This is a genomic window from Streptomyces sp. NPDC014676 (assembly GCF_043084105.1).
Classification (GTDB): domain Bacteria; phylum Actinomycetota; class Actinomycetes; order Streptomycetales; family Streptomycetaceae; genus Streptomyces.
Genome location: NZ_JBIBZI010000012.1, coordinates 232,066 through 245,360 on the forward strand (window position 1 = coordinate 232,066; position 13,295 = coordinate 245,360).

Consider the following 13,295-nt stretch of genomic DNA (forward strand, 5'->3'; position numbering starts at 1 on the left):
ATGGACAAGGAACAGAAGCTCCGGGACTACCTCAAGCGAGCCAGCGCCGACCTGAAGCGCTCGCGGCAGCGGGTGAGCGAGCTGGAGGCGGCGGCCACCGAGCCCATCGCGATCGTCGGCATGAGCTGCCGCTACCCGGGCGGCGTGAACAGTCCCGAGGACCTGTGGCGGATGCTGGTCGCCGGTGAGGACGGCATCACCCCCATGCCCGACGACCGCGGCTGGGAGGCCGCGATCGGCGACGGGCCCGCCGACTTCGCCGGCGGCTTCCTGCACGACGCGCCCGCCTTCGACGCGGACTTCTTCGGCATCTCGCCCCGCGAGGCCCTGTCCATGGACCCGCAGCAGCGCCTGCTCCTGGAGACCTCCTGGGAGGCCTTCGAGCGCGCCGGGATCGACCCGTCCGGCGTGCGCGGCAGCCGCACCGGCGTGTTCGTCGGCGCCATGCCGCAGGACTACCGCGTCGGCCCCGACGACGACGTCCAGGGCTTCCAGCTCACCGGCAACGCCACCAGCATCCTGTCCGGCCGCCTCTCCTACTTCTACGGCGCCGTCGGCCCCGCCGTGACCGTCGACACCGCCTGCTCGTCCTCCCTGGTCGCCCTGCACCTGGCCGCCCAGTCGCTGCGCGCGGGGGAGTGCTCGCTGGCGCTGGCGGCCGGTGTCACCGTGATGGCGAGCCCCACCACCTTCGTCGAGTTCGCCCGCCAGGGCGGCCTCGCGGGCGACGGCCGCTGCAAGTCCTTCGCCGACGCCGCCAACGGCACCGGCTGGTCCGAGGGCGTCGGCGTCCTCGTCCTGGAACGGCTCTCCGAGGCCCGCCGCAACGGCCACCACGTGCTCGCCGTCGTCCGGGGCTCCGCCGTCAACCAGGACGGCGCCTCCAACGGCCTCACCGCCCCCAACGGCCCCTCCCAGCAGCGCGTCATCGAGGCCGCCCTGGTCAACGCCCGCCTCTCCGCCGCCGAGGTGGACGCGGTCGAGGCGCACGGCACCGGCACCGTCCTCGGCGACCCCGTCGAGGCGCAGGCCCTGCTCGCCACCTACGGCCAGGGCCGTGACGCCGAACGGCCGCTGCTGCTCGGCTCGGTGAAGTCCAACATCAGCCACACCCAGGCCGCCGCCGGTGTCGCCGGCATCATCAAGATGGTCATGGCGATGCGCCACGACCTGCTCCCGCGCACCCTGCACGTGGACCGTCCGTCCACCCACGTCGACTGGACCGAAGGCGCCGTCCGCCTCCTCACCGAGCCCGTACCGTGGCCGCGCCGCGACGACGCCCCGCGCCGGGCCGGCATCTCCTCCTTCGGCCTGTCCGGCACCAACGCGCACACCATCATCGAGGAAGCCCCCGCGGAGACGCCCGCCGGGGAGTCCGCCGCTCCCCAGGCGCAGGACGCCCCCGCCGTCGAGCCCGGCGTCCTGCCGTGGCTGCTGTCCGGCCGCACCACCGACGCCCTGCGCGAGCAGGCCGGCCGGCTGCTGACGCACCTGCGCGACCGACCCGCGCTCACCGCCCTCGACACCGCCCACGCGCTGGCCACCACCCGCTCCGCCTTCGAGCACCGCGCCGCCCTCACCGCCGCCGACCGCGACACCGCCCTCGCCGCCCTCACGGCGCTCGCCGCCGGCGAGGACGCGCCCGGCCTCACCGTCCGCCGGACCCGCGGCCGGCCCAAGCTCGCCGTGCTCTTCTCCGGCCAGGGCTCCCAGCGCCCCGGCATGGGCCGCGACCTGTACGCCCGCTTCCCCGTCTTCGCGCGCGCCCTCGACGAGGTCCTCGGCCACCTCGACGCCGGACTCGACCGCCCGCTGCGCCCCCTGCTGCTGGCCGAGGAGGGCACCGCCGAGGCCGCCCTGCTCGACCGCACCGGATACGCGCAGCCCGCCCTCTTCGCCCTCGAAGTCGCCCTGTACCGGCTGGTCGAGTCCTGGGGCCTGACCCCCGACCACGTCACCGGCCACTCCGTCGGCGAGATCGCCGCCGCGCACGTCGCGGGCGTCTTCTCCCTTCAGGACGCCTGCACCCTGGTCGCCGCCCGCGGCCGGCTGATGGAGGCGCTGCCCGAGGGCGGCGCCATGGTCTCCGTGGAGGCCACCGAGGACGAGGTGGCCCCGCTCGTCGCCGAGCGCGCCGGCCGGGTGTCGGTCGCCGCCCTCAACGGCCCCTCCGCCGTGGTCGTCGCGGGCGCCGCCGACGACGTCGACGCCGTGGCCGCCCACTTCGACGGGCTCGGCCGCCGCACCCGCCGGCTGCGCGTCTCGCACGCCTTCCACTCGCCGCTGATGGAACCGATGCTCGCGGAGTTCCGTGACGTCGTCGCCGGACTGGCCCCGCAGGCCCCCGCGCTGCCCGTGGTCTCCAACCTGACCGGCCGGCCCGCCACGGTCGAGCAGCTCACCTCCGCCGACTACTGGACCGACCACGTCCGCCACGCCGTCCGCTTCGCCGACGGCGTCTCCTGGCTGGCCGGCCACGGCACCGGCGTCTTCCTCGAACTCGGCCCCGACGGCACCCTGTCCGCGCTCACCCGCGCCTGTCTGGACGCCGCCGGACACGAGGACGCCGCCGTCCTGCCCGCCCTGCGCAAGGACCGCCCCGAGCCCACCGCGCTCACCGAGACCGCCACCGGCCTGTACCTGCACGGCGTGCCGCTGCGCTGGGACAACTGGTTCGAGGGCACCGGCGCCCGCCGCGCCGACCTGCCGACGTACGCCTTCCAGCACCGCCGGTTCTGGCCCAAGGGCGTCACCGGCACGGCCGGCGACGTACGGGCCGCGGGCCTGGGCGCCGCCCACCACCCGCTGCTGGCCGCCGCCGTCACCCTCGCCAACTCCGACGGACTGCTGCTCACCGGCCGCCTCTCGGTGCGCACCCACCCCTGGCTCGCCGACCACGCGGTCCGCGGCACCGTCCTGCTGCCCGGCACCGCCTTCCTGGAGCTGGCGGTGCGGGCCGGCGACGAGGTCGGCTGCGACCGCGTCGAGGACCTCACCCTCGCCGCTCCGCTCGCCCTGCCCGAGGACGGCGGAGTCCAGGTCCAGGTCTGGATCGCCGGCCCCGACGGCACCGGCCGCCGCTCCCTCAGCCTCTACGCCCGCCCCGACGGCGACGACGACCGGCCCTGGACCCGGCACGTCACCGGCACCCTCGCCCCCGGCGCCCGCCACGAGGACGGCTTCGACGCGGCCGTGTGGCCCCCGGCCGGCGCCGAGCCGGTCGACCTGGACGGCTTCTACGACTCGCTCGCCGACGCCGGCTTCGGTTACGGCCCGGCCTTCCGCGGCCTGCGGGCGGTGTGGCGGCGCGGCGAGGAGACCTTCGCCGAGGTCGCCCTCGACGCCGGACCCGCCGGCGACGCGCCCTCCTTCGGCCTTCACCCCGCGCTCCTCGACGCGGCCCTGCACGCCACCGCCTTCGCCCCGCTCGGCGAGGACGGACGCGGCGGCCTGCCGTTCTCCTGGCAGGACGTCACCCTGCACGCGAGCGGCGCCACCGAGGCCCGCGTGCGGCTCGTCCCGGCCGGTGACGACGCCGTGTCGATCGCCGTCACCGACGCCACCGGCGCGCCCGTCGCCTCCGTGGCCTCCCTGGTGCTGCGCACCGCCCCGGACGCGCGCGCCACCGCCGCCTCCGCCCTGGAGCGGGACGCGCTGTTCGCCCTGGACTGGACCCGGATCACCAACTCCGCCGACGGCACCGCCCCGCCCACCGCGGTCGGCCTGCTCGGCGCCGACCCGTTCCGCCTCACCGCCGCCCTGACCACCGCCGGCGTGACGGTCACCGACGTCGGCGACGGCGCGCCGGACCTGGTCCTCGCCCCCGTCGCCGGCGCGGGCGACGACCACATGCTCACCTCCGTGCACGAGGTCACCTCCCGCGCCCTCGGCCACCTGCGGGACTGGCTCGACGACCCGGCCCGGTCCGGTTCCCGGCTGGTCTTCGTCACCCGGGGCGCCGTCGCCACCGACGGCGGCGGCGTCACCGACCCCGCCGCGGCGGCCGTCTGGGGCCTGGTCCGCTCCGCGCAGACCGAACACCCCGGCCGCTTCGGCCTGGTGGACCTCGACCCGGTGTCCACGGCCGACCCCGCCGCCCTCGCGGCCGCCCTCACCACCGACGAACCGCAGACCGCCGTCCGCGACGGCGCGGTCCTCGGCGCCCGCCTCGCCCGCGTCCGCCCGCCCGCCGAGCGGGACACCCCTGCCTGGAACCCCGACGGCACCGTCGTGATCACCGGCGGCACCGGCGGCCTGGGCGCCGTCCTCGCCCGCCACCTCGTCGCCGAACACGGCGTACGGCACCTGCTCCTCGCCGGCAGGCGCGGACCCGACGCCCCCGGCGCCGCCGAACTCGCCGACGCCCTGCGCGAGTCGGGTGCCGAGGTCACCCTCCGGGCCTGCGACGCCGCCGACCCCGACGCCGTCGCCGCGCTGTTCGCCGCCATCCCCGAGGACCACCCCGTCACCGCCGTGGTGCACACCGCGGGCGTCCTCGACGACGGGCTCGTGGAGTCCTTCACCGCCGACCGCCTCACCGCCGTCCTGCGGCCCAAGGCCGACGCCGTCTGGCACCTGCACCGGGCCACGCGCGACCTCGACCTCGCCGCGTTCGTCGTCTTCTCCTCCTTCGCCGGTACCGCGGGCGCCCCCGCCCAGGCCGGCTACGCCGCCGCCAACGCCTTCCTCGACGCCCTCGCCGCGACCCGGCGCGCCTCGGGGCTGCCCGGCCTGTCCCTCGGCTGGGGCCCCTGGGCGCCCGGCACCGGCATGACCGGCGAGCTGACCGAGCACGACCTGCGCCGCCTGTCCCGCTCCGGCACGCCCCCGCTCACCCCCGAGGAGGGTCTGGCCCTCTTCGACACCGCCCTCGCCCTGCCCCGCGCGGCCGTCCTGCCCGTCCGGCTCGACCTGGCCGCACTGCGCGGCCAGGGAGAGGTGCCGCCGCTGCTGCGCGGCCTGATCCGGGCCCGCCGCCGCACCGTGCGCACCGGCTCCGAGGCCGCCCTCGGCCTCACCCAGCGGCTGTCCCGGCTCGACGCCGAGGCCCGCACCGAGACCGTCACCGACCTGGTGCGCGCCCAGGTGGCCGCCGTACTCGGCCACGCCTCCGCCGCGGACATCGACCCCGAACGCGCCTTCCAGGACCTCGGCTTCGACTCCCTGACCGCCGTCGAACTGCGCAACCGGCTCGCCGCCGTCACCGGCCTGCGCACCTCCGCCACCGTCGTCTTCGACTACCCGACGGTCTCCGCGCTCGCCGCCCACCTGCTGGAGGAGCTGACCGGCGACGCGGACGCGGACACGGCCGCCCCGGCGGCCACCGCCGCGCCCACCGCCGACGACCCGATCGTCATCGTCGGCATGAGCTGCCGCTACCCCGGCGGCGTCGGCTCCCCCGACGACCTGTGGCGCCTGGTCACCGAGGGCACCGACGCGGTCGGCGGCCTGCCCGTCAACCGCGGCTGGGACCTGGACTCCCTGTACCACCCGGACCCCGACCACCCCGGCACCTCGTACACCCGCCACGGCGGCTTCCTGCACGACGCGGGCGACTTCGACCCCGCCTTCTTCGGCATGAGCCCCCGCGAGGCGCTGGCCACCGACTCCCAGCAGCGGCTGCTCCTGGAGGCGTCCTGGACCGCCGTGGAGCACGCCGGCATCGACCCGGTCTCCCTGCGCGGCAGCCGCACCGGCGTGTTCGCCGGCGTCATGTACAGCGACTACTCCGCCACCCTCGCCGACGAGCGCTTCGAGGGCCACCAGGGCAGCGGCACCGCGCCCAGCATCGCCTCCGGCCGGGTCTCCTACGCCCTCGGCCTGGAGGGCCCCGCGGTCACCGTCGACACCGCCTGCTCCTCCTCCCTGGTCGCCATGCACTGGGCGATGCAGGCCCTGCGCTCCGGCGAGTGCTCCCTCGCCCTGGCCGGCGGCGTCACCGTGATGTCCACGCCGACCTCCCTGATCGAGTTCTCCCGCCAGCGCGGCCTGTCGCCCGACGGCCGCTGCAAGGCGTTCTCCGACGACGCCGACGGCGTCGGCTGGTCCGAGGGCGTCGGCGTCCTCGTCCTGGAGCGGCTGTCCGACGCGCGCCGCAACGGCCACCGCGTCCTGGCCGTGGTGCGCGGCTCCGCCGTCAACCAGGACGGCGCCTCCAACGGCCTGACCGCCCCCAACGGCCCCTCCCAGCAGCGCGTCATCCGCCAGGCCCTCGGCGCCGCCGGGCTGACCCCCGCCGACGTGGACGCCGTCGAGGCGCACGGCACGGGCACGACCCTCGGCGACCCGATCGAGGCGCAGGCCCTGCTCGCCACCTACGGCCAGGACCGCGACCCCGAACGACCCCTGCTGCTCGGCTCGGTGAAGTCCAACCTGGGCCACACCCAGGCCGCCGCCGGTGTCGCCGGCGTCATCAAGATGGTCATGGCGATGCACCACGGCGAACTGCCGCGCACCCTGCACGCCGACCGCCCCTCCCGCCACGTCGACTGGGAGTCCGGCGCGGTCGCCCTGCTCCAGGAGCACACCGCCTGGCCCGAGACGGGCCACCCCCGCCGCGCCGCCGTCTCCTCCTTCGGCATCAGCGGCACCAACGCGCACGTCGTCCTGGAACAGCCCGCACCGCAGCCCGCGCCCCGCCCCGCGCGCACCGGCACGGACGCCGACGCCCCCGCCGTCCTGCCCTGGGTCCTGTCCGGCCGTACCCGGCCCGCGCTGCGCGCCCAGGCCGCCCGCCTGCTCGCCCACCTGGACGAGCGCCCCGCCCTCGCGCCCGCCGACGTGAGCCTCTCCCTGGCCACCACCCGGCCCGCGTTCGAGCAGCGCGCCGTCGCCGTCGGCACCCCCGACGACGTGCGGCGGGCCCTGGCCGCCCTCGCCGCCGACCGGCCCGACCCGGCGCTGGTCCTCGGCGAGACCGGCGGCGCCGGCCGCACCGCCCTGCTGTTCACCGGACAGGGCAGCCAGCGCCCCGGCACCGGCCGCGGACTGTACGCCCGGTACCCGGAGTTCGCCGAGGCGCTGGACGAGGTCGTGGCGAAGCTCGACCCGCTGCTCACCGACCCGGAGGCACAGGCCGCGCCGCGCTCCCTCAAGGACGTCCTCTTCGCCGAGGACGGCACCCCCGAGGCCGCCGCGCTCTACGAGACCGGCTGGACCCAGCCCGCCCTGTTCGCCCTCGAAACCGCCCTGTACCACCTGGTCCGCTCCTGGGGCGTGCGCCCCGGCGTGCTCCTCGGGCACTCCATCGGCGGCATCACCGCCGCCCACGCCGCGGGCGTCCTCTCCCTGGACGACGCCTGCGCCCTGGTCGCCGCGCGCGCCCGGCTCATGCAGGCGCTGCCCGAGGGCGGCGCCATGTACTCCGTGCAGGCCACCGAGGACGAGGTGCGGCCGCTGCTGGACGGCCTGGAGGACCAGGTCTCCCTGGCCGCCGTCAACGGCCCCGGCTCCGTCGTGGTCGCCGGGGACGAGGACGCCGCCGAACGCGTCGCCGCCCACTTCGCCGGCCAGGGCCGCACCACCCGCCGGCTGCGGGTCAGCCACGCCTTCCACTCGCCGCGCATGGACGCGATGCTCGACGCCTACCGGCAGGTCGCCGAGGGCCTGACCTATCACGAGCCGGCCGTGCCGGTCGTCTCCGACCTCACCGGCCGCCCCGCCACCGGCGACGACCTGCGCACCGCCGACTACTGGGTGCGCCACGTCCGCGGCACCGTCCGCTTCGCCGACGCGGTGCGCGCCGCCCACGAGGCGGGCGCCGCCACCTACCTCGAACTCGGCCCCGGCGGCTCCCTGGCCGCCCTCGCCGAGGACACCCTCGGCGACGACGCCGGCACCGACGCGGTGCCCCTGCTGCGCACCGACCGCCCGGAGGAGGTCAGCGCCCTCGCCGCCCTCGCCCGCCTGCACGTGCGCGGGGTCCGCGTGGACTGGTCCGCCCTGCACACCGGTACCGGCGCCACCACCGTCGAACTGCCCACCTACGCCTTCCAGCACGAGACGTACTGGCCCGACACCACCGCCCCCGGCGCCCGCCGCGCCGTCTCCGACCCCGCCGACGCCGCCCTGTGGACCGCCGTCGAACGCGGCGACGCCGACGGGCTCGCCGGACTGCTCGGCCTGCGCGACGAGGAACACGCCTCCCTGTACGCGCTGCTGCCCTCGCTGTCGTCCTGGCGTCGCGCCCGGCAGGAGAAGTCCGTCCTGGACGCCGCCCGCTACCAGGTCGCCTGGCGGCCCGCCACCGCCACCGGCGCCCCCGTCCTGGACGGCACCTGGCTGGCCGTCACCACCGCCGGCGACGAGGCCGACGAGGTCCTCGACGCGCTGCGCGGCCACGGCGCCCTGCTCCGGCGCCTCGAACTGGACGCCTCCCACCTCGACCGCGAACGGCTCGCCGACGCCCTGCGCGCCGCCGGGGCCACGGAAGCCGCCGGCATCCTCAACCTGCTGCCGCTCGCCGACGGCCCCCACCCCACCGACGGGGCACCCGGGGACACCGCCACCGGCGGCCTCCCGCCCGGCTTCGCCCTCGGCGTCGTCCTCACCCAGGCCTGCGGCGACACCGGCACCACCGCCCCGCTGTGGACCGTCACCCGCGGCGCCGTCTCCACCGGCACCGGCGACCCGCTCACCCACCCCGCCCGCGCCGCCCACTGGGGCCTGGGCCGGGTCACCGCCCTGGAACGCCCCGAGCAGCCCGGCGGCCTCGTCGACCTGCCGGCCGTCCTCGACGCGCCCGCCGCGCAACGCCTGGCCGGCGTGCTCGCCGCCCGCGACGGCGACGACCAGGTCGCCGTCCGCGCCTCAGGCGTCCTCGTCCGCCGCGTCGTCCGCCACCCCGGCGCCGACCTCCCCCGCGAGGACGCCCTCACCGCCTCCGGCACCGTCCTCATCACCGGCGGCACCGGCGGACTCGGCGCCGAGACCGCCCGCCTGCTGGCCCGCGCCGGCGCCGCCCACCTGATCCTCACCGGCCGGCGCGGCCCCGACGCCCCGGGCGCCGCCGAACTCGCCGCCGAACTGGAGGAGTCGGGCGCCCGCGTCACCCTCGTCGCCTGCGACAGCGCCGACCGCGACGCCCTCGCCGCCGTCCTCGCCGCGATCCCCGAGGACGCCCCGCTCACCGGTGTGGTGCACGCCGCGGGCGTCGGCCAGGCCGCGCCGCTGTCCGCCACCCCGCTGGCCGACACCGCCGCCGCGATGGCCGCCAAGACCCTCGGCGCCGCCCACCTCGACGCCCTGCTCGACGGTCACGACCTGGACTTCTTCCTGCTCTACTCGTCCGTCGCCGGAGTGTGGGGCAGCGCCGGACAGAGCGCCTACGCCGCCGCCAACGCCTACCTCGACGCCCTCGCCGAGCACCGGCGCGCCCGCGGCCTGGCCGCCACCGCCGTCGCCTGGGGCCCGTGGGCCGAGATCGGCATGGCCCACACGCACCACTCCGTCTCCGACACCCTCGAACGCAGCGGACTGCGCCTGCTGGCTCCCGCCACCGCCGTCACCGAGCTGCGCCGCGCCCTCGTCCAGGGGGACACCGCGGTCACCGTCGCCGACGTCGACTGGGAGCAGTACCACCCGGTCTTCACCGCCGTGCGCGCCAGCCGCCTGTTCGACGAGATCGACACCGTCCGCGCCCTGGCCACCCCCGCGGACACCACCGCCGCCGTCTCCGAACTGGCCGGGCGGCTGCGCGGCCTGACCGGCGACGAGCAGGAGCGGCTGCTCCTGGACCTGGTGCGCTCCGAGGCCGCCGTCGTCCTCGGCCACACCTCCGCCGACGGCGTCCCCGCCAAGCGTGCCTTCCGCGACGCGGGCTTCGACTCGCTGACCGCCGTGGAACTGCGCAAGCGCCTCGCCGCGCTCACCGGCCTCGCCCTGCCCACCACCCTGGTCTTCGACCATCCCAACCCGGCCGCCCTCGCCCGCCACCTCCAGGACGAACTCCTCGGCACCGGCGACAGCGCGTCGCCCGCCACCGCCGGCCCGGCCGCCACCGACGAGCCCATCGCCATCATCGGCATGAGCTGCCGCTTCCCCGGCGGCGCCCGCTCCGCCGACGCGTTCTGGCGGCTCGTCGCCGACGGCACCGACACCATCTCCGACTTCCCCGTCAACCGCGGCTGGGACGCCGACGCCCTCTACGACCCGGACCCCGACAACCCCGGCACCACCTACTCCACCCTCGGCGGCTTCCTGCACGACGCGGGCGAGTTCGACCCCGGCTTCTTCGGCATCTCGCCGCGCGAGGCCGTCACCATGGACCCGCAGCAGCGCCTGCTCCTGGAGACCACCTGGGAGGCGTTCGAACACGCCGGGATCGACCCCGCCGCGGTGCACTCCACGCCCACCGGCACCTTCATCGGCTCCACCTACCAGGACTACGGCGTCGCCATGGACGACGGCTCCGCCGGGCACGCCGTCACCGGCTCCAGCCCCAGCGTCCTGTCCGGCCGCCTCGCCTACACCTTCGGCCTGGAGGGCCCGGCGGTCACCGTCGACACCGCCTGCTCCTCCTCCCTGGTCGCGCTGCACCTGGCCTGCCAGTCGCTGCGCAACGGTGAGAGCAGCCTCGCCCTCGCGGGCGGCGCCACCGTCATGACCAACCCGATGTCGTTCATCGCGTTCAGCCGGCAGCGGGCCCTGGCCCGCGACGGACGCTGCAAGGCGTTCTCCGACGACGCCGACGGCATGACCCTCGCCGAGGGCATCGGCGTCCTCGTCCTGGAACGCCTCTCCGACGCCCGCCGCAACGGCCACGACATCCTCGCCGTCGTGCGCGGCTCCGCCATCAACCAGGACGGCGCCTCCAACGGCCTGACCGCCCCCAACGGCCCCTCCCAGGTCCGCGTCATCCGCCAGGCCCTGGGCGCCGCCGGGCTCGCCCCCGACGACATCGACGTGGTGGAGGCGCACGGCACCGGTACCGCGCTCGGCGACCCCATCGAGGCGCAGGCCCTGCTCACCACCTACGGCCGGGACCGCGACCCGCAGCGGCCGCTGCTGCTGGGCTCGGTGAAGTCCAACATCGGCCACACCCAGTCGGCCGCCGGTGTCGCCGGCGTCATCAAGATGGTCATGGCGATGCGGCACGGCACCCTGCCGCGCACCCTGCACGCCGACCGGCCGTCCACCCACGTCGACTGGTCGAGCGGCGCCGTCCGCCTCGTCACCGAGACCACCGACTGGCACAAGGACGACGCCCCGCTGCGCTGCGCCGTCTCCTCCTTCGGCATCAGCGGCACCAACGCGCACGCCATCCTGGAACAGGCGCCCGCCGACCCGGAGCCCGCCGAGGCCACCGAGCCCGCCCTCCCGGCCGGCGGCACCCTGCCCTGGATCCTGTCCGCCGCCGCCCCCGCGGCCCTGCGCGACCAGGCCCGCAACCTCGCCGAGCACGTCACCGCCGCCGGGCCGCACCCCGCCGACGTCGGCCACACCCTGATCACCGCACGCTCCGTGCTGGAACACCGTGCCGTCGCCCTCGGCACCACCACCGCCGGACTCACCGACGCGCTCACCGCGTTCGCCGACGGCGCGTCCACCGCCCAGGTCGTCAGCGGCACCGCCGACACCGACGGACGCACCGTGTTCGTCTTCCCCGGCCAGGGCTCCCAGTGGGCCGGCATGGGCGCCGAACTCCTCGACAGCTCACCCGTGTTCGCCGAGCGGCTGCACGAGTGCGCCGCCGCGCTCGCCCCGTTCACCGACTGGTCCCTCGTCGACGTCATCCGCGGCGCCGACGGCGCACCCGACTTCGACCGCGTCGACGTCGTCCAGCCCGCCACCTGGGCCGTGATGGTGTCCCTGGCCGAGCTGTGGCGCGCCCACGGCGTCACCCCGGACGCCGTCGTCGGCCACTCCCAGGGCGAGATCGCCGCCGCCGTCGTCTCCGGCGCCCTGTCCCTGGAGGACGGCGCCCGCGTCGTCGCCCTGCGCAGCCAGGCCATCGGCCGCGTCCTGGCCGGCGCCGGCGGCATGATGTCCGTCCAGCTGCCCGCCGCCGAGGCCGAGGAGTACCTGGCCGCCCACGACGGCGCCGTCTCCGTCGCCGCCGTCAACGGTCCCCGCTCCGTGGTCCTCGCCGGCACCCCCGACGCGCTCGACGCCCTGCACGCCGAGTTCACCGCCCGGGACGTACGCGCCCGCCGCGTCGCCGTGGACTACGCCTCCCACTCCCCGCAGGTCGAGCGCGTCCACGACGAACTCCTCGAACTGCTCGCCTCCGTGACGCCCCGTCAGGCACGGGTGCCGTTCCACTCCACCGTCACCGGCGAGATCCTCGACGCCGCCACCACGGACGCCGGCTACTGGTACCGAAACCTGCGGCAGACCGTCCGCTTCGAGGAGGCCGTACGCGCCCTCCTCGGCTCCGGACACACCGTGTTCGTCGAGATCAGCCCGCACCCTGTGCTCACCATGGCGGTGCAGGCCACCGCCGAGGAGACCGGCGACCACGTCGCCGTCACCGGCACCCTGCGCCGCGAACAGGGCGGCACCGGCCGCTTCCTGGCCTCCCTCGCCGAGCAGTGGGTCCGCGGCGGCCGCGCCGACTGGGCCGCCGTCTACGCCGGCTGCGGCGCCCGCAGGACACCCCTGCCCACCTACGCCTTCCAGCGCGAGCACCTGTGGACCGAGGCCGCGCCGCCGCGCGCCGCGGGCGACGGCGACCCCGCCGACGCCGAGTTCTGGACCGAGGTCGAGCAGGAGGACGTCGACTCCCTCGCCACCCGCCTGCACCTGGACCGCGACGCCCTCGCCCCCGTCCTGCCCGCCCTGTCCACCTGGCGACGCCAGCGCCGCGACCGCTCCACCGTCGGCTCCTGGCGCTACCGCGCCACCTGGAAGCCGCTCGGCGCCCTGCCCGACGCCGTCCTCACCGGCACCTGGCTGCTGGTCACCGCCGACGGCACCGACCCCGGGCACACCGCCGCCGTGCGGGAGGCGCTCGCCGCGCACGGCGCCGACCCGGTGCCGCTGCGCCTCGACGCCGCCGACACCGACCGCGCCCACCTCGCCGCCCGCCTGCGCGACCTGCCCGAACCCACCGGCGTGGTCTCGCTGCTGGCCGCCGCCGAGGACACCGGCACCCTCCACCCCGTGCTGCCCGCCGGGCTCGCCCTCTCCGTCACCCTGGTCCAGGCCCTCGGCGACGCCGGCGTCGACGCGCCCCTGTGGGCGCTGACCCGCGGCGCCGTCTCCACCGGCCGCGCCGACCGGCTCACCCGGCCCGTACAGGCCATGGTGCACGGCCTCGGCTGGACCGCCGCGCTGGAACACCCGCAGCGCTGGGG

General features: G+C 76.8%; 1 protein-coding gene (running past one end of the window). It reads left to right on the forward strand.

Translation table 11 applies throughout. The features are described from left to right. Nucleotides 1–13,295, forward strand: partial view of a type I polyketide synthase gene (locus ACF1DX_RS29560; protein WP_391794181.1) — the start only. It continues 15,364 nt past the right edge of the window; only the first 13,295 of its 28,659 coding nucleotides appear in the window; it begins with the start codon at nucleotides 1–3; its stop codon lies beyond the right edge, outside the window.